The following is a 24,350-nucleotide window of genomic DNA, read 5'->3' as shown; positions in this document are numbered from 1 at the left end:
CAACACGCGGCGGCGCTGGTCTCTACCGCGCCGCCGTTGTCTTCGCCGCCGAAGAAGACGGCGTGGAGGACGACGACGTGGTCGATGACGCCGGTTCCGGCGACTCTGTGGACGCCGCTGGCTTTGAGATGCTGGAGGGGGCAGCGGTAGACGTCGTCAAGCGCGTGGTGCTAGCGCCGGGATGGGCCAGCGCCTCTTTGTTCAAGTTGTTTCCCTTCACGAGGTTCTTACCCGTGATTTCCTTGCGCACGTAGGACGTGAGCTCCTCGGCTGAGCCCTCGATGGAGGCAGCCACAACAAAATTCTCTCCAAACGACACCGAGGAATGGCGGTCCTTACTGTCGGACCAACCCCACTTGGAGCCCACGACGTCACTGAGCTTCGCGGTGCCATAGTTTTGCTGGTAGCCATCGGCTGAGACGGCATCGGCGTGGGACATCGCCACCAAAACTGGGTGCGTCGGATCATCTTCCAAGAGCTGAACGATGAAGCGCACCACGTCATAGGTGGAGGTCATCGAGTGACCCCAATCCTCCCCCGCTGACGTAGAGTCCAGCCCATATTCCTTGGCGATTGCATCGATGGACCGCGGGTACTTCTCAAAGAGCTTCCCGGCGCTCTCATCCGAAGAATCAGCAATCATGTCCAACGCTAGGTACTTGTCTTCGAAGGAACCGTGCTCCAGCACGTAGGCGGCGATGTAGAGCTTGATCAGGCTGAGCGCATAGCGCGGCTGGTGCTCGGTGGGCGAGCCCATGTGCATGCCTGTCTCAATGCGGTAGTACGTGATTGACTTCTCGTCATCCCCCTTAAGGAATTGCCCCACGGTGTCCCCTACCGCCGCGAGCTGTGGATCGCCCTTCTTATGCGCGATGGGGCCGGGAGTAGCCGTGCTGGTGTGCGTTGGGCGCCCCACCGTGGAGTCTTCTTCATTCGCAGGCGAGCACGCGACAAGGGCCGTGGCACCGAGCACGCACGCCAGAAGGGCGGCACCAGCACGCGCTGGTACCGCCCTATAACGAGGCTGCGGGTAAAACACGAGGTTAGAGTCTACCCGCTACCGTTTGGAATGTAGTGCTTGAGGTGGCGCTTAGTGGTCCACCGGAGCCTCCACGCCCACACCGGTCAGGGAGCGAACCTCCATCTCGGCGGACAGCTCTTCCAGGTTGTCCGGCGGGGTCATGATGGACACGATCCAACCGGCGAAGAAGGCCAGCGGGATGGTCACGAGGCCCGGAGAGGACAGCGGGAAGATGGACCAGTCGGCGTTCGGAAACATCGAGGTCGGGGTACCGGAGACCGCCGGAGACAGGAAGATGAGCACCAGGCAGGAGATAACACCGGTGTACATCGACGCCACGGCACCTGCGGTGTTGAATCGACGCCAGTACAGGGAGTACAGGATGGTCGGCAGGTTGGCGGAAGCAGCCACGGCAAAGGCCAGGGACACCAGGAAGGCAACGTTCTGGGTCATGGCCAGAATGCCCAGGATGATGGAGACAATGCCCAGGACGACCACGGTGATCTGGGAGACGCGGACCTGCTCAGCCTCAGTGGATTCACCGTTGCGGATGACGGAGTGGTAGATATCGTGCGCGATGGAGGCCGACGCAGTGATGGCCAGGCCAGCAACAACAGCCAGAACGGTAGCGAAGGCCACCGCGGAGATGACCGCCATGAAGATGGAGCCACCGATCTCCAGCGCCAGCAGCGGGGCCGCGGAGTTCGCACCGCCCGGTGCGGCGAGGATGCGGTCCGGACCAACGAGGGCGGCAGCGCCGTAGCCCAGCACCAGGGTCATGAGGTAGAAAGCACCAATGATGACGATGGCCCAGGTAACGGAGCGGCGAGCCTCGGTCGCGGTCGGCACCGTGTAGAAGCGCATGAGAACGTGCGGCAGACCACCGACACCCAGCACGAGGGCAATACCCAGGGAGATGAAGTCAAGCTTGGTGGTGAGGTTCTTGCCGTACTTCAGGCCCGGCTCCATGATCTGGGAGGCCTCGTAACCCTTCTCCTGGATAGCAGCGGAGTTGGCGTGCATATCAATTGCCTGGGTGAAGAGCGTGCTGAAGCCACCCTTCAGCATGACGAAGGTCAGGATGCACATGATAACCACGCCGGTGACCAAAAGCACGGCCTTGATCATCTGCACGTAGGTCGTACCCTTCATGCCACCAACGAGGACGTAGACGATCATGAGGATGCCCACGATGCCCACGACGACGGCCTGCCACTTGAACTCGTGAATATCCAGCAGCACGGCCACCAGGGAACCGGCACCGGCCATCTGGGCGATGAGGTAGAACAGCGAGACGAACAGAGTGGAAATCGCCGCCGCCACGCGCACTGGACGCTGCTTGAGACGGAAGGACAGCACGTCCGCCATGGTGAAGCGGCCCACGTTACGCATCGGCTCGGCGACGAGCATCAGCGCAACGAGCCAAGCAACGAAGAAGCCGACCGAGTAAAGGAAGCCATCGTAGCCGTTGAGGGCGACAGCACCGACGATGCCCAAGAAGGACGCGGCGGACAGGTAGTCACCGGAGATAGCCAAGCCATTCTGGCGGCCGGAGAAGCTTCCGCCACCGGTATAAAAGTCAGAGGCTTCCTTCGTGGATTTACCAGCACGAAGCACCACGTACATGGTGACAACAAGGAACGCCGCGAAGACTGAAATATTGAGAATCGGATTGCCGGCGGAGGATTCCGCTGCGGCCAAAGTAATGGTCTGCATTGTTTAGCCCTCCAGTTCCTGGCGAATAGCCGCCGCCTGCGGCTCGATGTTCTTATTGGCGTAATTGACGTAGATATACGTGATGATAAAGGTGGTCAGGAACTGAGCCAAGCCGAAGATAAGGCCGACGTTCCAACCGCCGCCAAGCTCGATGGCCATGAAGTCGGGCGCAAAAACTGCGGCCAGCACGTAGAGGACGTACCACACAAAGAACGCCACAGTCATGGGGAAGGTGAACTTGCGGTATGTGCCGCGCAGCTTCGCAAACTGCGAGCTATCGCGCATCTCGACGAACTCTTGCGGCGTCGGTTCGCGGCGCGAGTCAATCGAAGCAGGTGCGTCAGTCATGTCGCTCTCCTTACAAGGGGAATCTTTTCTCCACAAACCGCGGTGAGAGACTAACTACAGTGTCTTCAGTCACGTTTTGCCTTGCCCAGTAAGTTACCTAACCTCTCTTGCAAGGTTGTAAATCCTGCCAAGAAAAGTTAATAACGCACACTTTTATTACCCCCTACCACCGCGATGACATGGGATTTCTATCGCGTTGCCAACACCCCCACAGGAAACTCCAAACAGTGAATCTAATTTAGCAAAGCGAAACTTCGCAGCCATTGTGCAGATCTTCGCCCCCTGCGGCACCCCTCAGAGCACCCTCACCCCCTTGCATGCCCACTGCCAGAAGGCACAACAAAACCCGCCTTCCCCGCTCCGCCCCTCCCCTATTTATCCCTATTTATAAGGAATAAGAAAAATATGGTGAAGGAGAAGCAAAGCGTGGAAGGCGGGTTCTATCGCTCGCGCTGGGACTGTGCCCGGCTATTTAAGCGCCAGGGAACTCACGCGGATCCTTAAACATGCGGCCAAAACCTTCCTGACCGTCGAGCGCATCGAGTGCGGCAACATCCTCTGGTACAAGCTCCACCTCCGCGGCCGCGAAGTTCTCCGCTAGGCGCTCTCGGCGGCTGGACTTCGGGATGACGGAAATGCCCTTGCTCAACAGGTACGCCAGCACAGCCTGGCCCGGGGTGATGTCGTGCTTCTCAGCGACGGCGATGACCTCGGGATTATTGAGGATCACACCGCGCGCCAGCGGGGACCACGCCTCCGTCACGATTCCGTGGTTGTCGTGGAACTGACGCAGCTCCGGCTGAGTAAAGCCCGGGTGCAACTCCACCTGGTTGAGGACCGGAACGATACCCGTCTCATCGATCAGAGTCTGCAGGGTCTCCTCGTAGAAATTAGCCACGCCAATCGACGCGATCTGCCCCATGCCCTGCATGCGGGCAATCTCCTCGAAGGTCTCCACGTACAGCCCGCCCTGCGGCCAGGGCCAATGGATGAGGTAGAGGTCGAGGTAATCCAGCTGCAGCTTGTCCAGGGATGTACGGAAGGCCTGGCCTACCTTGTCTTTACCGTGGTGATCGTGCCAAACCTTGCTGGTAATAAAGAGCTCATCGCGGGTGACGTCGCCAGCCTTCATGGCGTCATGCAACGCCTGGCCCAGCTCTTCTTCGTTCTCGTAGAGGGTAGCGGTGTCGAAGTGGCGGTAGCCCAGCTCGATTGCTTCACGCACGGAGCGGACGAGATCCTCCCCGCGCAGCTTGTAGGTTCCAAGCCCCAGCAGGGGCATCTCGCGGTCATCATTGAACGTGGTTTGTGGGACACTCATGACTTCCATTGTGCCGCACTCCCGCGCGCTGTGGGGCAAGATTCTGGCATCGCTACTCGCACGGACAGCCCTTAACGCGCCAAAGCCCTGACCGACTGCGCACAAGGCGCGGCGCTCAGGACGGTCAGGGCGTCGACAGCCCGAAGGACAGAGGCAATCCCTTCATTCCTTTAGGCTTTGGATTTAGGCACGAATGAGGTCGATAACGAAGGTCAACGTGCGGCCGGACAGCGGGTGTGCACCACCGGCGGGGCCATAGGCCTTCTCCGGCGGGATGACCAGCTTGCGGCGACCGCCCACCTTCATGCCCGGGATGCCCTCTTGCCAGCCGGCGATGAGGCCGGTCAGCGGGAACTCGATCGACTGACCACGACCCCACGAAGAGTCGAACTCCTGGTTCGTCTCATAGTCGACACCTACGTAGTGGACCTCAACGAAGCCGCCCGGCTGGGCTTCGGCGCCGTCACCCACCACGATGTCTTCGATGACAAGGTCCTGGGGAGCAGGCTCCGTTGCCGGCTCAATTACGGGCTTTTCCATTGGGGATTATCCTCCTTGGACTGTTTTCTTCTTTGCTGGCCGCATACACGTGGGCCGAGCCACAACACTCCCCAGTATAAGGGGAGATGTGGGGCTCGGCCCTAGAAATGCAGCGTATGGGCTATTGTTTAGCGCTCGCTGCGCGGGGTGACCTTGCGCAGGGTCTCGCCGGTGTAGATCTGGCGCGGGCGGTTGATCTTGGTGTTGAGCTCAAGCTGCTCACGGTACTGAGCAATCCAGCCCGGCAGGCGGCCGATGGCGAAGAGGACGGTGAAGAAGTCCGTCGGGAAGCCCATGGCGCGGTAAATGAGGCCGGTGTAGAAGTCCACGTTCGGGTAGAGCTTGCGGGAGACGAAGTAGTCGTCGTTCAGCGCAATCTCCTCGAGCTTCATGGCCAGGTCCAGCATCGGGTCGCCGCCCAGGTGATCGATGATCTCGTGTGCGGTGTCCTTGACGATTGCCGCGCGCGGGTCGTAGTTCTTGTACACGCGGTGGCCGAAGCCCATGAGGCGAACGCCCTTTTCCTTGTTCTTCACGCGGTTCATGAAGTCGGTGGCGTCGCCGTCGTGGTTGTTCTGGATATCCTCAAGCATCTCCAGAACGGCCTGGTTCGCGCCGCCGTGCAGCGGGCCGGACAGGGCGTTGATACCACCGGCGATGGCGACGAACAGGTTGGCCTGCGCGGAGCCAATCATGCGAACGGTGGAGGTGGAGCAGTTCTGCTCGTGGTCAGCGTGCAGGATAAGGAGCTTATCCAGAGCCTTGGCCACGATCGGGTCGACCTCATACTCCTCAGTCGGGTAACCGAACATCATGCGCAGGAAGTTCTCGCGAGCGTTCAGCTTGTTATCCGGGTACATGTAGGGCTTGCCCTGGGATGCACGGTAAGCGTAAGCGGCCAGCATCGGCACCTTGGCCAGCAGGCGGACGGTTGCCTTATCCAGCTGCTTCTCATCCAGCGGGTTGAGCTGATCCTGGTAGTAAGCGGAGAGAATGTTAACGGAAGAGGCAAGAACGGCCATCGGGTGCGCGTCGCGCGGGAAGATATTGAAGGCGGCCTTAAAATCCTCATCCAGCAGGGTGTGGTGACGGATATCAGTGTTGAACTTCGACAGCTCGTCCTCGGTCGGCAGGTGTCCCTTAATCAACAGGTAGGACACCTCGTTAAAGGTGGCGTTCTCAGCGAGATCCGCGATGTCGTAGCCACGGTGACGGAGGATGCCTTCCTCACCGTTAATAAAGGTGATCTTGGACTCGGTGGAACCAGTAGCCGCATAACCCGGGTCGAAGGTAACGAGGCCGGTCTCGTTACGGAGCTTGCCGATATCGAAGCCGGAGTCACCCTCCGTGGACTGCTTAATGTCCATCTCGTACTCGCCACCGGGGTACTGCAGTACAACCTTGTTGTTTTCAGATGCCACGTGTTTTCCTTTCCTCAATGTTCAACGCCGGCCAAGGCCGGCGCAACAAGACTAAACCTCTTCACACTTTAGCAAAACTTGTGACTCTGCCAACATTGGCAATCCTGGCAAAGTATCTAGTGCGCGAACGAAACTAGGCTACACTGCCCACATGAGCAACTCAGAACTCGTCCTGCCAGCAGATCTCCTCCCTACCGACGGCCGCTTCGGCTGCGGGCCGTCCAAGGTCCGTCCCGCCCAAATTGAGGCAATCACCGCCGGTGCTGACACCATCATTGGAACTTCGCACCGCAAGCCAGCCGTCAAGAATCTCGTCGGCTCCATCCGTGAGGGGCTCTCCGAGTTGTTCGCGCTGCCAGAGGGCTATGAAATTGTCCTCTCCCTGGGCGGCGCTACCGCCTTCTGGGACGCCGCAACCTTCGGCCTGATTGAGAAGAAATCAGCGCACCTAAGCTTCGGCGAATTCTCCTCTAAATTTGCTAAAGCCGCTGCCGGAGCCCCCTGGCTCGACGCCCCGCTCGTCACCGAAGCCGAGGTTGGCACCGCCCCAGACCCGAAGGCTGCCGACGCCGAGGGCGCCGACATCATCGCCTGGGCCCACAACGAAACCTCCACCGGCGCTATGGTTCCGGTAGCCCGCCCCAACCCCGATAACGCAGAGCAGCTTGTTGTCATCGACGCCACCTCGGGCGCCGGCGGCCTGCCAGTCAACATGTCCGATGCTGACGTCTACTACTTCTCACCCCAGAAGTGCTTTGCCTCCGACGGCGGCCTGTGGCTGGCTGCTATGTCCCCGGCAGCCCTGGAACGCATCGAGAAGATCAACTCCTCCGATCGCTTCATCCCGGCTTTCCTCAACCTGCAGACTGCGGTAGACAACTCCCGCAAGAACCAGACCTACAACACTCCGGCCGTCGCCACGCTCCTCATGCTGGAGGACCAGGTGAAGTGGATGAACGCCAACGGCGGTCTCGACGGCATGGTCAAGCGCACCACGGAGAACTCCTCCATCCTGTACAACTGGGCAGAATCCCGCCCGGAGGCCACCCCCTTCGTGGCCGAACCTGCCGCACGATCCCTCGTGGTGGGCACCATCGACTTCGAGGACAGCGTCGATGCCGCCGCTATCGCCGCCACGCTGCGCGCCAACGGCATTCTCGACGTCGAGCCCTACCGCAAGCTCGGCCGCAACCAGCTGCGCGTGGGCCTGTTCCCGGCGATCGATTCGGCGGACGTCACCAAGCTCACCAAGGCTATCGATTACGTCCTAGACAACCGTTAGGATTCGCTCGAAACCCATTAGGCCGCACAACAACATTTGTTGCAATTATTTGTTGCCGCGTACAACATGCCCCGCGCTCTTGCCAGAGTTCGGGGCATGTTCTGGGTAAAGTGGACTTCATCACATGTCCGCTACCAGGCTAAGGAGCGCCCACCATGCGCGAGATTTTCCTCGCACCCAGCGACTCAACTGACACCTCGCTCGTCCTCCGGGCCGAGGATGGTGAGGAGTTCTTCCTCGAGGTCACCGACGAGCTTCGCGAGCTTCTCGCTCCCGCCGATTCTGCTGATTCCACCGAGCCCGCTTCCGAGAACGAGGGGGCGGAGCAGGACGCAGAAAGCACCGACGAGGAGGCAAGCGACTCCTCCCCCGCCTCCGCGCAGCAAGACCACTCCACCGGGCTGCGCACCGTCATGCCTGCCTCTGGTGGCTCGCCTTCTTCCCCACAGAGCCAGCCCGCACCGCAGGCACAAGAAATCCGCCTGCGCCCCAACGAGATTCAAGCCCGCATCCGCGCCGGTGCTTCCGCTGCGGAGATCGCCGAGGAGCTCGAGGTTCCAGAATCCCGCATCGAACCTTTCGCGCACCCGGTGCTGCTGGAGCGGGCGCGCATCGCGGACGTCGCCAAGCAGGCCCACCCCATCCGCGAAGATGGCCCAGCCAAGCTCACGCTGTGGGAGATCCTGGCCACCGCTTTTGCCGCGCGCGGGCACTCCCTGTCGGAGGCGACGTGGGACGCCTACCGCCACCAAGGCGAACCGTGGATCCTGCGCATCACGTGGAAGACTGGGCTGTCCGCCAACGAAGCGGAGTGGACCTTTAAGCAGACCATGTCCTCCCCGGCCACGGTGGAGGCACGCAACTCTGTGGCCGCAGACCTCACCGACCCGGACTTCGTGCAACCGGTGCGTTCGCTGACCTCCGTGGGCCGCGGCGAGCGCTACGACGAAGCCATCGACGGGCGGGAATACGCCGAGGGCCGCGAGGTCAACGAAGCCGCACGCGCCGGTACCCCTGGCGTGACGGAGCTGTCCTCCTACACCGGCGGCGATGACGCCAATAACGAGGCAGACGCCGGCGCGTACGCCGAGCCTTCCGTTCTTCCCTCCCCGCACGGTGGGGAGCACCCCGCCGAGAGCGCAGCCGATGCCGACACGGCCTCGTCTAACGAGGAGGCCACACAGCAGACGGATGAGAAGGACACCGGGGTGGACGAGGACTTCCTCCAGAACCCGGATCCGGAACCTAAGCCCACCAAGCGCCGCCGCAAGGCCGTCACCCCGCACTGGGAGGATGTGTTGCTCGGCGTTCGTTCCTCCACTAAGCGCCCCCGCGAGTAGCCTGCCGTGGATACTCAAAGCGCCGTTCTCACTCTCTGGTACGTCACCGCCGCCGACCCCGCCGAGGTCCTCCGCGGTGAGCCTAAGGCCGACCGCGGCTTCGGCCGCAAGTTCATCGCTCAACTCAATCCCGCACTGCCGGTGACTCCCATTGGGCAATTCCCCCTCAACCGTTCCGCCGAGCCCGGCGCGAGCGAGTTCTATGTGGGCGGCTATCCCGGTGTGACCGTGGTGCAAACCATCATCCACGACGATCAGCTGACTCTCTCCCAGCTGTCCCGGACCTTGCGCGAGGCCGTGCCCGCCACGGAAATCTACGCCTTCGCCTCCAATCCGGAGACTCGCTATGCCGGGTTCGCCCACTGGACGGGCAGCCGCCTGCGCCGCTCGTTGTGCGGGACGCGTTTTAACCTCTACGAGGACCATGGTCTGCCCGAAACCTTCGAGGCCCCTTTCTGGGCCGGGGAGATGGATGAGCCGGTGGGTGGGATTTCCCTTCCCTTTGAGCCACTCAATATCACCGAGGCGGCCCAGGAATTCTGGTTGGGCATCGAGGTCGGCGCGGACGGCCCCGACGTGGACGTCGTTGGCTACGCCACCGACGGGCGCCCCGAGCCCAAGGTCGATACTCCCCCGCCGCGCCGCAGCGTGGCCGAGGTAGCCACCACCTCAGTGTCGAAGCTGGGGCTCAATGACTATGACGACTACGAAGAGTACGACCTCGAGCCGGAATCTACCGGTGAGGAGATTATCCGCACCGCCAAGCACCTCGGCGGCCTGGTGCGACGCTACGCGGTATCGACCTCGCGGAACCTTTGGGAGCGCTGGCGCTCGTAGAAGGCGATGGCTGCCGACGTCGCCACATTAAGGGAATCCGTGCCCTCGGCCATGGGAATGCGGGCGCGCACATCGGTCGCACGCATGGCGTGCTCGGTCAATCCTGGCCCCTCCGCACCGACCAGCAGCGCTACCTTGTCTGCGCCTTCTAGGGCGTCGGCAATATGCACGGCGTCTGGGTGCGGGGTCAGCGACACCAGCCTGAAACCTTGTTCGCGCAGTTTCTCTAGACCCCGCTGCCAGGTGGTAAAGCCGCCGTCGAAACGCGCCCAGGGCAAGCGCAGAACGTGACCCATGGACACGCGCACCGAGCGCCGGTAGAGAGGATCCGCAGCCCCCGATCCTAAGAGGATGCCGTCGACATCCATGCCTGCGGCATTGCGGAAGAGCGAGCCGATGTTCTCGTGGTCCCCCACCCCTTCCATGATGGCCAGGGTGCTAGCACCCTCGATGACCTCGTCCACGGTCCAGGCTTCCGCGCGGTCGGCCGCGGCAACCAGCCCGCGGTGCATGTCGAAACCGGTGACCTCCCCCAAGGTGGCACGAGTGACCTGATAGACGGGGATATCGCCAACATCGTGGTTCGCTAAGAACGTGTCGAGCTTTCCTTCAAAGCCAATGATGCAGCGTACTGGGAACCGTGAGGCAAGCAGGCGCTCCACGCACAGTGGGCCCTCACCAAAGACGAAACCCTCGCCGGATTTATCCGCGTGCTTGAGATCGCGGATATCGTCCAGGCGAGGGTCTGTAGGGTCATCGATGACAAAACGCATGGCCCCTAGTTTAGGCGCAGGGTTGAGAGCTCAACCCAGGCGGGCTATCCCAGCAGCGAGCTGATGGGCTCCATGGCAAAGTAGACCACGAAGAGAGCGGCCACGAGCCACATGATCCAGTGCACCTTCTTGGCCTTGCCGGCAAAGGTGGCCATCAGTGCATAAGCGATGAAGCCCACGCCAATACCGTTGGCGATGGAGTAGGTAAAGGGCATAACCACGATGGTGAGGAAGGCCGGGATGGCCTCTTCCATGCGGTTCCACTCGATGTCCTTGAGCTGTGCAGCCATCATCACACCGACGATGACGAGCACGGGTGCTGCTGCCTCAATGGGCACGATCTCGTAGAGCGGGGTGAGGAACATGGCCAGCAGGAAGATGATGCCGGTGACAACGTTGGCCAGGCCGGTGCGGGCACCGTCACCGATACCAGCTGCCGAATCCGCGAACACGGTGTTGGAGGAGACCGAACCAGCACCACCGGCGACGGCACCAAAGCCCTCAACCACCAGGGCGGTCTTCATCTCCGGAAGGTTGCCCTTCTCATCCACGAGGTTGGCCTGCTTGCCCAGGCCGTTCATGGTGCCCATGGCATCGAAGAAGTTGGTGAGCAGCAGCGTGAAGATGAGCAGCACGGTGGAGACCACGCCCAGCTTGGTGAAGGCACTAATCGGATCGACCTGGCCCACAATCGACAGGTCCGGCAGCCCGCCCAGGGAGCTGGGCACCTCCGGGGTGGCCATGCCCCAGTCCTCGGAACCGGTAAAGGCCTGAATGATCATGGCGATGATGGTGGTGATGACGATGCCGATGAACAGGCCGCCGCGTACTCGACGGATGACGAAGAAGGCGGAGAGAATCAGGCCCACGACGAAGACGAAGGCCGGCCACGTAGCGATCGAGCCGTTAACGCCCAGGCTCACCGGGACGGTGGTCATCGCGGCATCCGGCACGCGGGTGACGAAGTGGCCGTCCACGAAACCGATGAGCGCGATGAACATGCCGATACCGACGCCCATCGCGGCTTTCATGGAGGCCGGGATGGCGTCAAAGACCGCCTGGCGGAAGCCAGAGATGGCCAGCAGGACGATGATGATGCCTTCAATGACGACGAGGCCCATGGCCTCGCGCCATTCCAGGCCGTTGAGGGAAACCATAGTCACGGCCACGAAGGTATTCATGCCCAAGCCCGCAGCCATGGCGAACGGGTAGCGAGCAATCATGCCGAAGGCGATGGTCATGACACCTGCTACCAAGGCGGTGGCGGCGGCGACCTGCGGGATGCCCAGGGTGGTGCCGGCAGCGTCAGCGGACGTGCCCAGGATGAGAGGGTTGAGGAGGATGATGTAGGCCATCGCGAAGAACGAGACCACGCCGGCGCGGACCTCAGTTCCTACGGTGGATCCGCGTTCGGAAATCTTGAAATAGCGATCGATAGCTGCGTTCATCGTGAGAGAGCGCCCCTTCTATCTAGAGAAATGAAGTTTTACCTGCTAAGGGTGCTCCATCCAGGCACTAAAACGCAAACCCCGCACGCGGCATCGCTGCTGCGTGCGGGGAGAAGAGCACCTTCTAATAGATAGGCTTTTCATCATCGAAGGGGCGCTCCTGCTCCGATCCCTCCTCACGGATGGTCGTGCCGGAATGCGCACCACAGCCATAGGTGGCGTGCACCACTTTTCCATCCGCCGAGTATTCATTGGCACAGACGCCAAAGTTGGGCATCAACTCGAGATAGAAAGCACAGGTTTTGCACTGCAGCTGGGCTTGGGCCGCCATGTCCGAATTAGGCCCATACTTCTTGCGCCAGCGATCCTTGGCCTCCTTGATGCCCGCTTCGGAAAGTTTCCCATCATCAAGCCTTTCGTCATCGGGTGCGGGCGGCATAAGGTCGCCCGGGCCCAGGTCTCCTGGGCGCAGGCGCTCGGAATAAGGAACCCATTCCGGCGCTTGAAGGGCCTGACCGCCGGGAACGAGCGCGACCTCGTTGACGGTCGGCGTGCGCGAGCCTTCCGCACAGGCAACGACGGCATGCCACTCCCACCCCGGATAGCCCGGCACGTGCGCATCAAAACGGTGGGTGGCCACGTTGCGGCCTACTCCGGCAACGCCGCGGTGCTTGCCGACGTCCCCCTCACCTACCTCTTCCACGGCCCGGCGCGCCAGGTTGACAGCCGTCGAATCGAGAAGCGGGGAATGCATCTTTTTCTTGCGAGTCACTCTCCCATTATTAATCACGTACCGCGCCATAGTGCACAATGACAGTCATGCCTCTCCCCCACACCGCCCGCGCCCTCCGCGCGCTTGCTGCTGCCCTCTCCGCTGCCACACTGCTCGCGCCCTTAGCGTCATGCTCTTCTCACCCCGCGCGCGAGGACGCTTCCTCGTCTACGGGGACGGGTGGGGCGTCGCCAAGCGCAAGCTCCCCAGAGCGCCTCGGCGTCACCGTCCTCGACACCGCGCCGCTGCCTCCCGATACCTTCACCCAAGGCTTGGAGGTCGACCCCGCCGGCAACCTGCTGATCGGCACTGGACTGAAAGGGAAGTCTCGATTGCTGCGCCTTGAGCCGGGGGCGCAAACCCCGTCGGAAGAAATCGCGCTCGAGAGCTCATTCTTCGGCGAGGGTATCACTCAGACCGACGCCGGCATCTGGCAGCTGACGTGGAAATCCGGTACGGCTTTCCTCCGAGATCCCGAAACCTTCGACGAGCTCGACCGCGCAACCCATGACGGCGAGGGCTGGGGCCTGTGCAACGCGGGTTCCGAGCTCATCATGTCCGATGGTTCCGCCACACTGCGCCATCTCGACCCAGTAACCTTCGAGGAGCTCGGCCCACGCACCGAGGTCACCCTCGACGGCTCCCCCGTGGACAACCTCAACGAGCTTGAGTGCGTCGATGGTGCGGTCTATGCCAATGTGTGGATGAGCGAGGATATCCTGCGCATCGACCCGGAATCTGGCGTGGTCACTGCGGTCATTGATACCGCGAACCTCAACCACGTTCCCTCTGCAGATCCCAACGCGGTCCTCAACGGCATTGCCCATATCCCGAGCACAGACGAGTTCTGGATCACCGGCAAGCTATGGAATGAGCTGTACCGGGTGCGCTTCGAGTAGGATTTTCAGCCATGGCTACCGTGAAGCAAGCAAGGAAGAAGTCACTGCTGCAATTTCTGGCGCTCATTATCGCCGTGGCAGTCATTGTCGTGGCGGTGGTGATGTTCCAAAAGTGGTGGAATGACCGCCCGGGTCCCGACCCGAAAGACGTCACCATCACTGCCACGGTAGGTGATGAGACACTGGAGGTCGCGCCCTATATCGTCTGCGAGCCCGGCACCGACTGCGAAGAAGGCGACGTACCTAACCTGACGGTGGGTCCCGATGACACCTTGAAATTGGAGATCCCCGAAGCCATCTCCAACCATGAGTGGTCGGTGCTTTCGATTTACGATGACCCGGCTGCTAATGACAGCACCTCTCACGGCGCCAACGAGACCACCTCGCTGGAGATCCCCGGCTCTGTGCCGCCGATTGAAGCCTCCACCGGTGAACGCCCGAAGTTGATGGTGGTGGAAATCTCTACCCTCATGATTGGCCAAGATGCCAACGGCGAAGAGACCCCAATGCACACGGTATGGTCACTGTCCACCATGACGGATGAGGAGCTCAAGGAGTCCAAGGCCACGGGCGAAGCTCCAGCTGAGAAGTAGCAGCGCTGCGGCGCGCGCTGCCCCACGCGCCTACACAAACGACAAAGTGCCCTAGTTGCCAAACTTCGGACTGATCATTGAAAAATCAGCCCAACTTTTGGCAACTAGGGCACTTTTGCAGGTTTAGACCCTTTTGTAGGTTTAGACCTAAGCCTCTAGGCGCTTAGCTATCCAAGTCCTTGGCAATAGCGCGCAGAATCTCGGCAACTTGGCGGCCAGTCTTGCGCTCCGGATAGCGTCCTTGGCTCAGCACCGGCTGCACCTGGGTCTCAAGTAGTGTCATGACGTCGGAGAGCATGCTCGCCAGCTCTTCCGGCTTGCGGGCCGGGGTGCGGCGGCGCGGAGCATCCAGCACCTTCACGCGCAGCGCCTGCGGGCCACGGCGGCCAGCCGCGAAATCGAAGTCGATGCGCTGGCCTTGGTACAGCTCATCAACGCCCTTGGGCAGCACATTGCGACCAACATAGACGTCTTCATCGCCGGGGTTGCTGACAAAGCCGAAGCCCTTGTCCGCGTCATACCACTTCACTTTGCCGATAGGCATGGCTCTTCACTCACTTTCTTTCCGTCTCTCCTCTTTCAAAGCTTAGGCGCTGCCAGGCACCAGGCTTTTAGGCTCCGCCAGTCTTGGGACGAGGAAGCGCGGCGAAGCGTGATCCGAATTCATGCGGCCGCGCGGAGGAACTATCCGTGGAACTTTTAAAGAGATACATTTTAACCCTCCGACTCCCGACAAAGAAACCCACGATAGATATCACCCCAGCAACCACACCCGTTACATATGTGATGTAGCTAACATATACGGCGCGAACAGGGGAAACGCAGAGGAATCGGCACTTTCGTTACCGTTTTGGGCCATTTAACGTGACTGTTTCGTTATAAACCGCTACTCTCTCCCTCAGGCACTTCGGCCGCCGGCCGTGGAAGTCTCGCCCCAAACACAGTCCGGGCTTCCACACGGCGGCCATACATGATGTGCATGAACATGAACATCAATTGCAAAACCATATGCCGGACTGGGCATCATCTGGGCGCGAGAAAGCAAGAACAACCTAGAGAAGGAATACTTTAATGGGACGCCACTCCGCTAAGAACAAGTCCATCGCCACCAAGTTTGCCGCCTCCACTGTTGCCGTGGGCGCCGCCGCAGCCATCATGGCACCGAACGCTGCCGCTGCACCGGATTCCGATTGGGACCGCCTCGCACAGTGCGAGTCCGGCGGCAACTGGGCCATCAACACCGGCAACGGCTACCACGGCGGTCTGCAGTTCAACGCTCAGACCTGGCAGGCATACGGCGGCGGCGAATTCGCTCCAACCGCCAACCTGGCTACCCGTGAGCAGCAGATCGCTGTTGCTGAGCGCACCCTGGCACAGCAAGGCTGGGGCGCATGGCCGGCTTGCTCCGCTAGCCTGGGCCTGAACTCCGCCCCGACCCCGCGCAACGTCAACGCCGCTCCGGCACCGGCTGCACCGCAGGCTCCGGCCGAAGCACCGCAGGCTGTCCAAGAGGCTGCCGAGGAACCCACCGACGAGCTGGCTTCCGATGCCCTCTACACCCTCATCGAGGACACCGCTACCCAGTACGGCCTGACCATCCCGGCTTCCTTCACCGAGCAGTACAAGGCCAACCGCCACGACTTCAACGCCTTCTACTCCGCTAACCGCCACGTCATCGACCCGCTGGCACAGGTTCTGGCTGCACGCTAAGCAGCGCGCCGCGCCGTGCAAGCTGAGCACATAAAGGCAAAGCTTTAACTACACAAAAGAGGCTGGATGGTTTTCTCCATCCAGCCTCTTTTAGTTTTGACTAAGCCTTTTCCTCAACGGCAGCGTCTTCCTTAGCGCGCGACCGATCACAGGCCAGCAACACTAGGCCAACAACAATCCACAGCCCTAGCGACCACCACGCATGGCCGAAGCCTTGCCCATCAAAGAAGGACAGCGAGCGGACTAGGTGACCCGTCGCGCCGATGGGCATCCACTGCCCCAGCGTCGACCACCCGGTAGGCAGCAGCCACGGGCCGGTTGCCAGACCCGACAGCGGGTTCGCTAAGAAGATAGTCAGCACGGCACCGATTCCAATACCCGCGGCACCCATCACCCCCGCAAGGCCTGCAGTCACCGCAGACGTCGCAAGGATGCCCGCAGCGATAGCCATCCACTCGGCAGCGAAGCTGCCACCGAGGGTTCCATAGACGGAGTGCAGCATCCACGTAACAACGAGCCCGCCGAAAAGCGCAATACCAACGAGCACCCCCAGCTTGACCCATTTCTTGCCACGAAATGCAAAGGTGGCAATGACAGCGGAAATAATCCCGCCAAAGGCCAGCGGCAGGCCCAACAGTGCGATACCGCTCGCCTGCGGGTCCTCCGCAGTCGTCGGCGCCAGCTCCTGCTTCTCCACGGACATTCCTTGTGCTTCAAGCTGGCCAGCGAGGCCATCAATCATCGTCACGTAGGGAGCACCATTTCCCGCAGCGGTGAACGCACTCGCGCCCTGCGGGGAGATGACCAGTCCACCAACAGCTTCACGCTGCAGCACCGCGTCGCGCACCTCGGCCTCGCTGTGCTTCACGACGATCTCCGGAGCCTCATCCCCCGCCGCACTCTCAATCTTCTGCGAGATACCTTCGAGCATGGGCTCCGGCGCCGAAATGGCAACCGGAACGCCAGCCGGACCCGATGCAAAGGTGGGCGCCAAAAACGCCCACAGCATAAGGCCGATGACGACGGGGATCCCCACAATGGCAACTATCGATTTCACAGCAACCGATGGCTGCTTTCCTTCCTGACTTTTCACCGCTGACACTTCCAACCTCCAAACGGAACAGGGTGTTTCACTTACAAAGTGGAGCATAGTGCTCCGTTTGGTATGATGCAAGCTGTGAGACAAGACGCAGCAGAAAACAAGCAAGCCATCGTCGCAGCAGCCAGGCAGCTGCTCATCAGCGAGGGACCGGGCGTGTCCATGCGCTCCATCGCCAAGAAAGCCGGCGTGGGCGTCGCCACGGTCTCACGCCACTTCCCCGAACGGCTCTCCCTCCTCGATGCCGTCACCGGCGCGGAGGTAGCACACATCAAAGAAGAGGTGGACAGCCACCTACAAGGTTTCGACGAGGATCCCGAAGGCACCTGGCGCGATATCATTCATCGCATCGCCGGCCTTAACTTCGCCGCCGTTGTTCAAGCTGCGGCAGCCGAAATGAACACTGCTGCGTTCTCAGACGATGACGCGCAGAAGATCGCTGCCCATCGCACAGCAGAACTGAAATCGATCTACCAACCGATGATCGAACTCGCGCGGCAAGCAGGCCTCTACCCCGAGTCCCTCACCCCACTCGAACTTCACATCGGCATCGGTCTCATCACCCGCCCGGCGCCCGGAGCACTGGCGAACATCGAGCGTCTTTCAGAAATTCAAACCCGACTCATCGATACCCTGCTCGACGGCTTTAAAGCCCAAGCCCGTGCCGACTAACGCCGGAACAAAAGCATTCAGCACAAACACGTATAGCCCCACCGAGGAGAACATTCTCGGAGGGGCTGAAAGCAAGCCGGAAGGCTCAACGTATCCGCTAAGTGAAGCGCAGATTTCTGCGCGCCTACTTAGCGGTTGATGCGGGTGTACGGGTGAACGTAGTTGAGCTTTTCTGCCGGCATCGGCAGAATCAGGTCGTCACCGTACGGGCTGGAAGCACCAGCAAAAGGTGCAGTAAGTTCAGTAATAGCGTGCTCGCGGGGGCTGTTCTTCGGCCAAGCCGGGGATACGAAGCCTTTGTTCTCGTTCGACATGCTCCTTATTATTCCAAACCCCGCGGCAAAAAGTAACTTATTCACCCAACGAGGGCCCCATGCCTCCCCCGCCTACTAAGCTTGAGGGCCATTATGACCTCCCCTTCACACCGCGCCCGCGTTACCGAGAGCTACCGCGAGTGGCTCAGCCAGTTGCCTGACAAGGACCTGCGCGCCCTGCTCAGCAACCGCAGTGATGTTCTCTCACCCGCACCGAAGGACTTTGATGCGTTGGCCTCGCGCCTGACACTTCCGATGCACGTCGCGGATGCCTTAGCGGCAAGCAATGCCGAGCAACTAGCTACTTTGGAGGACATCGCACAACGCGGCGGCGAAATAGCCATGGTGGAAGACACCAACCCTGCAATCACGAAGCAGCTCAAGGAGCGCGGTCTCGTCTTTGGTGACGCCCCACAGGTGCGCATCGTCACCGCCGTGATGGGCTCACTTCCCACCGGCTGGTCGTTGCGCAACCAAGTAGAGTTCGATGAGAAGGATCTAGCCGCGCTTGCCCCCGAGGAGCGCCGAGTCCTTGATGCTTTAAGCAAAAGCGACGGCATGGGCTATACCACCGACACCGAGCCGGACATCAACTCCGAGGATCCCGCCAAGCGCCTGCTGGCCAAAGGTTTCCTGGAGCGCATCAATGCCCACTCGGTACGCCTGCCGCGCGCACTTGCCCGTGCACTGGTTGGGGACGCCACCCCGCCCATTCCCACCACTCCCTCGGGGCGTGCCGGCACCCCGGAGCCGGATACCAAGGCGGATGACGCCGGTGCCGCAGCTGGCCTGGAAGCCGTGCGGGGCATGGAGCGGCTCATCGAGTTGCTTGGAAGCCATCCGGTAGCGCTGCTCAAGGATTCTTCGGTCGGCGTTCGCCCCCTCAACCAGCTGGCCAAGGATCTCGCTCTGGAGAAGGAGGAGGTCGCGCGACTCATCTGTTTGGGCCACCACGCCAGGCTTCTCCACCGCGGCGAGCCGGATGGCCTGGAAGGACACTTCCTCGCCCCGACCACCGGGTCCCAAGACTGGCTCGAGGCCGATCTCGGGGAGAAGTGGCGCATTCTTCTCGACGCCTGGCGCACCTCCCCTTGGGCCAGTTGGGCTGAGACCCGGGTGCTCGCAGAAGACAGTATTGTGCGCCGCCTGCCGCACTTTCGTGCCTTCGTCCTCGGCGTCTATGCACACTCCGCAGTCGCGCTGGACGACGAGGAGTTCTGGGAAGACCTGCGCTTTCGCTCCCCACTTTTTGCCAGCCACACGCGCACGCTGACCATCGAGAAGCTGCGCGCCGAAGCCGAATGGATCGGCGCGGTGGCACTGGGCAAGGCCACCCGCGTGCTGGGAGATTCCGCTGCGGCCACCAGCCTCGTTCCTGAGACGGTCAGCGAGTTCATCATCCAGCAGGACCTCACCGTCCTCGTGCCCGGCCCCCTTGAGCCAGACACACACCGCACCCTCGCATCCTTAGCAGACCTCGAATCCCCGGGCCTAGCCAGCGTGTACCGCATCAGTGAGTCCACCATCCGCCGCGGCATGGACCAGGGCCTCACCACCCAGGAAATGACCGACTTCTTGGAAAAGCATTCCCCGACGGGCGTGCCGCAGGCGTTGGGGTTTGCCATCGGGGACGTCGCCAAGCGCCATGGCACCCTCCGCAGTGGTCCTGCGCTCTCCTACCTCCGCAGCGAGGACCCCGCGCTGTTGGAACTCGCCGTCGCCTCAGTCCCCGGCCTGCGCCTGCTCGCGCCCACCGTGGCGGTATCCCAGCTGCGCGTGGGCGAGCTGCTGGAGAAACTACGCGCCAAGGGCCTCTCCCCCACTGCGGAGGATGAATCCGGCGCCTCCCTGGCCGTCGCCCCCGAGCCTTACCTTTTGCCCACGCCACGCACTAAGCCCCGCAAGCGCAAGCCCGCCTCGGTGGATGACGCTGTGCAGGCCTTGCGGCAATCAGCACAGAATCCCAGCGCGCAGAAGGAAGAGGAACCAGATCCCCTCACCCTCGCCCGTGCCGCCGCGCGCTTCCACGCCGATATCGTGATTTCCTATGCCGATAAGAGCGGCGATATCCGCACCGTGACCGTGACACCACTCTCCGTTGAGGGCGGCTACATTGATGCCCTAGGCTCAGCGGGCAAACCCGTGCGCTTCCCAGTTCACCGCATTTCCTCCGTCCGCTTTGCCGACAGGGATTAAATCTTTCCCTGACGCCCAGAGTAGAAAGGCCTCATCATGCCCGGACCACTCATCGTCCAATCGGACAAGACCGTCCTCCTCGAGGTGGATCACCCGCAAGCCAACGAGGCACGCGCAGCCCTCGCGCCTTTTGCCGAGCTGGAGCGCGCGCCCGAGCACATTCACACCTACCGCATCACCCCACTAGCCCTGTGGAATGCCCGCGCCGCCGGGCACGATGCCGAGCAAGTCGTCGACGTTCTGGAGAACTACTCCCGCTTCCCGGTGCCGCAGGCGCTGCTGATCGACGTCGCCGAGACCATGTCGCGCTACGGCCGCGTGCGCCTGCTGGCCCACCCAGCCCACGGTCTCATCCTCGAATCGGACGAGCCCGTCATCCTAGAGGAGCTCACGCGCACCAAGAAAGTCAGCGAGCTTCTGGGCCCGCGCATTGACGACAACACCATCGCCGTGCCACCCTCCGCGCGCGGGCGGCTCAAACAAGAGCTGCTCAAAGCCAGCTGGCCCGTCGATGACCGCGCCGGCTACGTCGACGGCGAATCCCACCCCATCGCGCTGAGCACGGAGGAGGTGGACTGGGAGCTTCGGGATTATCAGCAGTATGCCGCCGAATCCTTCTGGTCCGGTGGCTCCGGCATCGTGGTCCTGCCCTGTGGCGCGGGCAAAACCATCGTGGGTGCTGCCGCCATGGCCAAAGCACAGGCCACCACGCTCATCCTGGTGACCAACACCGTGGCCGGGCGCCAATGGCGCGATGAACTATTGCGCCGCACCAGCCTGATGCCGGAGGAAATTGGTGAGTACTCGGGTGAGAAGAAAGAGATCAAGCCCATCACCATCGCCACCTACCAAGTGGTCACGCGCAAGACCAAGGGCGAATACCGCGCGCTCGAGCTCTTCGATTCCCACGACTGGGGCCTTATCATCTACGACGAAGTCCACCTCTTGCCCGCCCCGGTCTTCCGCATGACCTCCGACCTGCAATCGCGCCGCCGCTTGGGACTGACCGCCACGCTGATCCGCGAGGACGGCCGCGAGGGCGATGTCTTTTCGCTCATCGGCCCCAAGCGTTATGACGCACCGTGGAAAGAACTGGAATCCGCCGGCTATATCGCCACCGCGGACTGCGTCGAGGTGCGCGTGGACATGACGCAGGAGGAGCGCCTGCTCTATGCCACCGCACAAGCTCGGGAGCGCTACCGGATTGCGGCATCGGCAGGCGCGAAGCTGCGGGCCGTCGACAAGCTGCTGAAGAAACATGCAGGCCAGCAGGCACTGATCATCGGCGCCTACGTGGACCAGCTGGAGGAGCTCGGTGAGCACCTCAACGCACCGGTTATCGACGGCAAGACCTCCACCGCCAAACGCGAAAAGCTCTTCCAGCAATTCCGCGAAGGTGACCTGGACACGCTCGTGGTGTCCAAGGTGGCGAACTTCTCCATCGACCTTCCCGAAGCCGCCCTGGCCATCCAGGTTTCCGGCACCTTCGGCTCCCGCCAGGAGGAGGCCCAGCGTTTGGGCCGCCTGCTGCGCCCGAAGAAGGACGGGCAGGAGGCGACCTTCTACACTCTGGTGGCGCGCGAATCGATCGACGCGGAATACGCCATGCACCGCCAGCGCTTTTTGGCCGAGCAAGGTTATGCCTACCGGCTGGTGGACGAAGTAGACTTGTGAGCTGATGAAGATTTTCAAGTTTGAAGTCAACGAAGACTTTGCCAAGAAGAACAACGAGCTCCTGCGTGATTCCTCACGCCTGCGCAACTCCGGCCTCGTCATGGGCCTCGTGCTTATTATCGGCGCGATTGCCGTCTATTTTGGAATCGACGCCGTCTGGCGCATCACGCTGGCGGTCGGTATGGCGCTCTTCGGCATCTTTTGCGCCGTCATCGGTGTCTTGGCTTCGAGCAAGGTTGGCTCGGCCCAGAAGCTCTACGACTCCTATCCGCTAGCCCCCGCGGTCGTCGCGGAGGTCAACGAGCGCGACATGGTCCTCATGGCTTTGGTAAATACCAACGTTGACCCGAAGGCACCGCCGCGGTGGGGCGCGTGCCTGCGCACCGTCAGCAACATCCCGGGTATTAAGCGCACCGTGGGCACCAAGGTCCCGGTGGCCGCGGTCTCCGGCCAGCGCAGCTCAAGCGATAAAGACCACTGGCAGCAGATCACTCCCATGCCGATTGCCTGGGGCACCCCGGATGCGGAAACCGTGACGATTGCCCGCAAGTCCATTCCGGAGGATCAGTGGCAGCGCCTCGAGCGCGCACGCAAGCGTCTGACCGATGTGAAGGCTACGAAATACGATCTATTGGTGCTCTAAATGACTGTTGAGAGGCTACAAGAATTTGGCGAAACCATCTTCGCCACCATGACCGCCCTTGCGGTGGAGAATGACGCGGTGAACCTGGGCCAGGGTTTCCCCGATAGCGATGGCCCACAGCGCATGCTGGAAATTGCCCAGGAGAACATCGCCGGCGGCAATAACCAGTACGCTCCCCTGCGCGGGGTTCCGGACCTTGTCAGCGCCATCGCGGAGACCTACTCCGTACCGCAGGATCACGTCGTGGTCACCGCCGGTGCTACCGAGGCCATCACCGCAACAGTCTTGGGCCTCGTGGAGCCCGGCCAGGAGGTCATCGTCCTCGAGCCTTATTACGACGCCTATATCGCCGCCATCGCGCTTGCCGACGCCACCCGCATCCCCGTCCCCTTGAAGGAATCCGGCAACAGCTGGGACATCGACGTTGCTGCGGTACGTGCTGCCGTGACGGACAAGACCGCCATGGTCATCATCAACACCCCGCACAACCCGACCGGCTCGGTCTTCTCCCGCGAAGCACTCACCGAGCTCGCCGAGCTCTGCGTGGAAAGGGACCTGCTGGTTCTCGCCGATGAGGTCTATGAAAACCTCACCTTCGGCACCGCCGAGCACGTCTCCATCGCCTCCCTGCCGGGGATGGCCGCGCGCACCGTCACCGTGTCATCTGCCGCCAAATCCTTCAACTGCACCGGGTGGAAGACCGGCTGGGCCATTGCGGAGCCTAAGCTTCTCGACGGTGTCATCAAAGCCAAGCAATTCACCACCTTCGTCTCCACCACGCCCTTCCAGCCAGCCGTGGCCCATGCCCTGCGTAATGAACAAGAGTGGTTGGACGGCTTGGTGTCTGAACTTGCAGAGTGCCGCAGCATCCTAGTGGAAGGTCTCAAGCAGCTGGGATTCCATGTACATGACACCGGCGGCACCTACTATGTGGTTGCCGATATCTCCTCTACCGGTTTAAACGGCATCGACTTCTGCATGCAGCTGCCCGAAACGAAGGGCGTGGCTGCCATCCCGCTGGCGGCCTTCACGGACAATCCCGAGCCGTGGAAGTACAAGGTACGCTTCGCCTTTTGCAAGCGCGCCGAAGTCATCCGGGAAGCAGTCTGCCGACTCACGGCTACCTCTTAGAGGCTTAGGCGCAGCAGCACGTAAAGAGCTCAGGCCCCTACCTGACCGTTCAGGGGCCATTCGGGACAACCATTGCCTTTCGATTCTAAGGACGATAGCCTAGGACACCCCTATACTTCCCTATCCGAAAGGAACTGACACGATGAAGAAGCCCCTAGCTATCATCGGTGCCGCCGCACTTTTGCTCACGGCAACCCCCACCGCCAAAGCTGAGGCCGGGCCAGTGGACGACTCTCCACAAGGATCGTCTACCGATCTCAATGATCTCGTCGTCGACTCCCCCTTCTACGACATTATCGCTATTCCAGTCACGCTCTCATCGCTCGCTCTTTCGTTCCTGGGCGTCCCTCAGTGCGGTTTGCACGACACCCGCGGTTGCAAGAACGGCTGAGAACCAACGTCACCAAAGACAGCGCCTGTTCCTCCTTCCTGTAAAACTAGCCTTCGGCCCGCCTTTCTGTGGTTGGGGGCTATTTTTTGTTGTTCTCTATGAGGGGAACCCATAACTTGGGCGATGCGGCTGGGTTCAAGAATGCTTTAGCCTACGAATAGTCTGGGGATGAGTGTCCTTGTTCAGAAGACTGAAATGGTAGCGGTGTG

The 24,350-nt window shown here is 61.4% G+C and carries 24 protein-coding genes; 12 read left to right on the top strand and 12 right to left on the bottom strand.

Features of this window, described 5'->3' with window-relative positions; all coding sequences use genetic code 11:
* Positions 1–22 precede the first annotated feature (22 nt).
* The 6 genes from HMPREF2635_RS01390 to HMPREF2635_RS01365 form a co-directional block, all read right to left on the bottom strand.
* Positions 23–1,039 (bottom strand): hypothetical protein, encoded by a 1,017-nt coding sequence (locus tag HMPREF2635_RS01390; RefSeq protein WP_070510477.1) that lies wholly within the window; start codon positions 1,037–1,039, stop codon positions 23–25.
* A gap of 51 nt (positions 1,040–1,090) precedes the next feature.
* Complete coding sequence (locus HMPREF2635_RS01385) at positions 1,091–2,737, bottom strand: solute symporter family protein (protein WP_070510479.1); 1,647 nt, start codon at positions 2,735–2,737, stop codon at positions 1,091–1,093.
* A gap of 3 nt (positions 2,738–2,740) precedes the next feature.
* Positions 2,741–3,085, bottom strand: coding sequence for a DUF485 domain-containing protein (locus HMPREF2635_RS01380; RefSeq protein WP_070510480.1), 345 nt, complete (start codon positions 3,083–3,085; stop codon positions 2,741–2,743).
* A gap of 472 nt (positions 3,086–3,557) precedes the next feature.
* Positions 3,558–4,415: an aldo/keto reductase gene (locus tag HMPREF2635_RS01375; protein ID WP_070510483.1), complete on the bottom strand. Its 858-nt coding sequence runs from the start codon at positions 4,413–4,415 to the stop codon at positions 3,558–3,560.
* Between the two features lie 174 nt (positions 4,416–4,589).
* Positions 4,590–4,946 (bottom strand): FKBP-type peptidyl-prolyl cis-trans isomerase, encoded by a 357-nt coding sequence (locus HMPREF2635_RS01370; protein ID WP_010187736.1) that lies wholly within the window; start codon positions 4,944–4,946, stop codon positions 4,590–4,592.
* 128 nt (positions 4,947–5,074) lie between these two features.
* Entirely contained in the window at positions 5,075–6,367 is a 1,293-nt protein-coding gene (locus HMPREF2635_RS01365; RefSeq protein WP_083306669.1) for a citrate synthase, read from the bottom strand.
* Between the two features lie 151 nt (positions 6,368–6,518).
* Here HMPREF2635_RS01365 and serC point away from each other — a divergent pair, with 151 nt between their 5' ends.
* From serC to HMPREF2635_RS01350, 3 genes are all read left to right on the top strand, one after another.
* Complete coding sequence (gene serC, locus HMPREF2635_RS01360) at positions 6,519–7,649, top strand: phosphoserine transaminase (protein WP_070510485.1); 1,131 nt, start codon at positions 6,519–6,521, stop codon at positions 7,647–7,649.
* 155 nt (positions 7,650–7,804) lie between these two features.
* Positions 7,805–8,989 (top strand): septation protein SepH, encoded by a 1,185-nt coding sequence (gene sepH / locus HMPREF2635_RS01355; protein WP_070510487.1) that lies wholly within the window; start codon positions 7,805–7,807, stop codon positions 8,987–8,989.
* A gap of 6 nt (positions 8,990–8,995) precedes the next feature.
* Positions 8,996–9,826, top strand: coding sequence for a DUF6928 family protein (locus HMPREF2635_RS01350; RefSeq protein WP_070510489.1), 831 nt, complete (start codon positions 8,996–8,998; stop codon positions 9,824–9,826).
* On the opposite strand, the gene HMPREF2635_RS01345 is transcribed toward HMPREF2635_RS01350, so the two are convergent.
* The 3 genes from HMPREF2635_RS01345 to HMPREF2635_RS01335 all read right to left on the bottom strand — a co-directional run bounded on the left by HMPREF2635_RS01345 (position 9,778) and on the right by HMPREF2635_RS01335 (position 12,801).
* The gene (locus tag HMPREF2635_RS01345) at positions 9,778–10,599 is read right to left on the bottom strand and encodes a TrmH family RNA methyltransferase (RefSeq protein ID WP_070510491.1); all 822 of its coding nucleotides are present in this window, start codon (positions 10,597–10,599) and stop codon (positions 9,778–9,780) included. The two genes, HMPREF2635_RS01350 and HMPREF2635_RS01345, sit on opposite strands and share 49 nt — an antisense overlap.
* 44 nt (positions 10,600–10,643) lie before the next feature.
* Complete coding sequence (locus tag HMPREF2635_RS01340) at positions 10,644–12,047, bottom strand: NCS2 family permease (RefSeq protein ID WP_070510493.1); 1,404 nt, start codon at positions 12,045–12,047, stop codon at positions 10,644–10,646.
* Positions 12,048–12,171: 124 nt separating this feature from the next.
* Entirely contained in the window at positions 12,172–12,801 is a 630-nt protein-coding gene (locus HMPREF2635_RS01335) for a DUF3027 domain-containing protein (RefSeq protein ID WP_369816135.1), read from the bottom strand.
* Positions 12,802–12,866: 65 nt separating this feature from the next.
* Here HMPREF2635_RS01335 and HMPREF2635_RS01330 point away from each other — a divergent pair, with 65 nt between their 5' ends.
* Positions 12,867–13,718 carry a glutaminyl-peptide cyclotransferase gene (locus tag HMPREF2635_RS01330; protein ID WP_083306670.1) on the top strand — a complete coding sequence of 284 codons (852 nt, stop codon included), beginning with the start codon at positions 12,867–12,869 and terminating at the stop codon, positions 13,716–13,718.
* An 11-nt stretch (positions 13,719–13,729) separates the two neighbouring features.
* Positions 13,730–14,311, top strand: coding sequence for a DUF2771 domain-containing protein (locus HMPREF2635_RS01325; protein WP_070510496.1), 582 nt, complete (start codon positions 13,730–13,732; stop codon positions 14,309–14,311).
* Positions 14,312–14,474: 163 nt separating this feature from the next.
* Here HMPREF2635_RS01325 and HMPREF2635_RS01320 read toward each other — a convergent pair whose 3' ends face one another.
* Positions 14,475–14,855 (bottom strand): cold-shock protein, encoded by a 381-nt coding sequence (locus HMPREF2635_RS01320; RefSeq protein WP_070510499.1) that lies wholly within the window; start codon positions 14,853–14,855, stop codon positions 14,475–14,477.
* Between the two features lie 527 nt (positions 14,856–15,382).
* On the opposite strand from HMPREF2635_RS01320, the gene HMPREF2635_RS01315 reads away from it, so the two are divergent.
* Complete coding sequence (locus tag HMPREF2635_RS01315; RefSeq protein ID WP_070510501.1) at positions 15,383–16,021, top strand: resuscitation-promoting factor Rpf1 domain-containing protein; 639 nt, start codon at positions 15,383–15,385, stop codon at positions 16,019–16,021.
* 100 nt (positions 16,022–16,121) lie between these two features.
* On the opposite strand, the gene HMPREF2635_RS01310 is transcribed toward HMPREF2635_RS01315, so the two are convergent.
* Positions 16,122–17,078 carry an SNG1 family protein gene (locus tag HMPREF2635_RS01310; protein WP_246824821.1) on the bottom strand — a complete coding sequence of 319 codons (957 nt, stop codon included), beginning with the start codon at positions 17,076–17,078 and terminating at the stop codon, positions 16,122–16,124.
* 111 nt (positions 17,079–17,189) lie between these two features.
* Between HMPREF2635_RS01310 and HMPREF2635_RS01305 the strand changes: the two genes are divergently transcribed.
* Positions 17,190–17,792: a TetR/AcrR family transcriptional regulator gene (locus HMPREF2635_RS01305; protein WP_246824822.1), complete on the top strand. Its 603-nt coding sequence runs from the start codon at positions 17,190–17,192 to the stop codon at positions 17,790–17,792.
* 128 nt (positions 17,793–17,920) lie between these two features.
* Here HMPREF2635_RS01305 and HMPREF2635_RS01300 read toward each other — a convergent pair whose 3' ends face one another.
* Entirely contained in the window at positions 17,921–18,106 is a 186-nt protein-coding gene (locus HMPREF2635_RS01300) for a hypothetical protein (RefSeq protein WP_010187772.1), read from the bottom strand.
* 93 nt (positions 18,107–18,199) lie between these two features.
* On the opposite strand from HMPREF2635_RS01300, the gene HMPREF2635_RS01295 reads away from it, so the two are divergent.
* The 5 genes from HMPREF2635_RS01295 (at position 18,200) to HMPREF2635_RS01275 (ending at position 24,141) form a co-directional block, all read left to right on the top strand.
* On the top strand, positions 18,200–20,302 hold the full coding sequence (locus HMPREF2635_RS01295; protein ID WP_070821142.1) for a helicase-associated domain-containing protein: 2,103 nt from the start codon (positions 18,200–18,202) through the stop codon (positions 20,300–20,302).
* Between the two features lie 36 nt (positions 20,303–20,338).
* The gene (locus tag HMPREF2635_RS01290) at positions 20,339–21,976 is read left to right on the top strand and encodes a DNA repair helicase XPB (RefSeq protein ID WP_070821141.1); all 1,638 of its coding nucleotides are present in this window, start codon (positions 20,339–20,341) and stop codon (positions 21,974–21,976) included.
* Between the two features lie 4 nt (positions 21,977–21,980).
* Positions 21,981–22,619 (top strand): DUF3239 domain-containing protein, encoded by a 639-nt coding sequence (locus HMPREF2635_RS01285; RefSeq protein WP_049154135.1) that lies wholly within the window; start codon positions 21,981–21,983, stop codon positions 22,617–22,619.
* Positions 22,620–23,750, top strand: a complete 1,131-nt coding sequence (locus tag HMPREF2635_RS01280) for an aminotransferase class I/II-fold pyridoxal phosphate-dependent enzyme (RefSeq protein WP_049154133.1) — start codon at positions 22,620–22,622, stop codon at positions 23,748–23,750.
* A 142-nt stretch (positions 23,751–23,892) separates the two neighbouring features.
* Entirely contained in the window at positions 23,893–24,141 is a 249-nt protein-coding gene (locus HMPREF2635_RS01275) for a hypothetical protein (protein WP_070821140.1), read from the top strand.
* Positions 24,142–24,350 lie beyond the last annotated feature (209 nt).

This window comes from Corynebacterium sp. HMSC035E02, from assembly GCF_001836065.1.
Classification (GTDB): Bacteria; Actinomycetota; Actinomycetes; order Mycobacteriales; family Mycobacteriaceae; genus Corynebacterium; species Corynebacterium hiratae.
This window is presented reverse-complemented; position numbering and strand designations above follow the sequence as displayed.

Bases quoted from the DNA above. Each gene is read 5' to 3' on its own strand.
- HMPREF2635_RS01325 (WP_070510496.1), top strand. From the start codon at position 13,730: ATGGCTACCGTGAAGCAAGCAAGGAAGAAGTCACTGCTGCAATTTCTG.
- HMPREF2635_RS01315 (WP_070510501.1), top strand. From the start codon at position 15,383: ATGGGACGCCACTCCGCTAAGAACAAGTCCATCGCCACCAAGTTTGCC.
- HMPREF2635_RS01370 (WP_010187736.1), bottom strand. From the start codon at position 4,946: ATGGAAAAGCCCGTAATTGAGCCGGCAACGGAGCCTGCTCCCCAGGAC.
- HMPREF2635_RS01305 (WP_246824822.1), top strand. From the start codon at position 17,190: ATGCAAGCTGTGAGACAAGACGCAGCAGAAAACAAGCAAGCCATCGTC.
- sepH (WP_070510487.1), top strand. From the start codon at position 7,805: ATGCGCGAGATTTTCCTCGCACCCAGCGACTCAACTGACACCTCGCTC.
- HMPREF2635_RS01295 (WP_070821142.1), top strand. From the start codon at position 18,200: ATGACCTCCCCTTCACACCGCGCCCGCGTTACCGAGAGCTACCGCGAG.
- HMPREF2635_RS01275 (WP_070821140.1), top strand. From the start codon at position 23,893: ATGAAGAAGCCCCTAGCTATCATCGGTGCCGCCGCACTTTTGCTCACG.
- HMPREF2635_RS01340 (WP_070510493.1), bottom strand. From the start codon at position 12,047: ATGAACGCAGCTATCGATCGCTATTTCAAGATTTCCGAACGCGGATCC.
- HMPREF2635_RS01380 (WP_070510480.1), bottom strand. From the start codon at position 3,085: ATGACTGACGCACCTGCTTCGATTGACTCGCGCCGCGAACCGACGCCG.
- HMPREF2635_RS01375 (WP_070510483.1), bottom strand. From the start codon at position 4,415: ATGGAAGTCATGAGTGTCCCACAAACCACGTTCAATGATGACCGCGAG.
- HMPREF2635_RS01385 (WP_070510479.1), bottom strand. From the start codon at position 2,737: ATGCAGACCATTACTTTGGCCGCAGCGGAATCCTCCGCCGGCAATCCG.
- HMPREF2635_RS01330 (WP_083306670.1), top strand. From the start codon at position 12,867: ATGCCTCTCCCCCACACCGCCCGCGCCCTCCGCGCGCTTGCTGCTGCC.
- HMPREF2635_RS01285 (WP_049154135.1), top strand. From the start codon at position 21,981: ATGAAGATTTTCAAGTTTGAAGTCAACGAAGACTTTGCCAAGAAGAAC.
- serC (WP_070510485.1), top strand. From the start codon at position 6,519: ATGAGCAACTCAGAACTCGTCCTGCCAGCAGATCTCCTCCCTACCGAC.
- HMPREF2635_RS01280 (WP_049154133.1), top strand. From the start codon at position 22,620: ATGACTGTTGAGAGGCTACAAGAATTTGGCGAAACCATCTTCGCCACC.
- HMPREF2635_RS01300 (WP_010187772.1), bottom strand. From the start codon at position 18,106: ATGTCGAACGAGAACAAAGGCTTCGTATCCCCGGCTTGGCCGAAGAAC.
- HMPREF2635_RS01345 (WP_070510491.1), bottom strand. From the start codon at position 10,599: ATGCGTTTTGTCATCGATGACCCTACAGACCCTCGCCTGGACGATATC.
- HMPREF2635_RS01320 (WP_070510499.1), bottom strand. From the start codon at position 14,855: ATGCCTATCGGCAAAGTGAAGTGGTATGACGCGGACAAGGGCTTCGGC.
- HMPREF2635_RS01335 (WP_369816135.1), bottom strand. From the start codon at position 12,801: ATGCATTCCCCGCTTCTCGATTCGACGGCTGTCAACCTGGCGCGCCGG.
- HMPREF2635_RS01290 (WP_070821141.1), top strand. From the start codon at position 20,339: ATGCCCGGACCACTCATCGTCCAATCGGACAAGACCGTCCTCCTCGAG.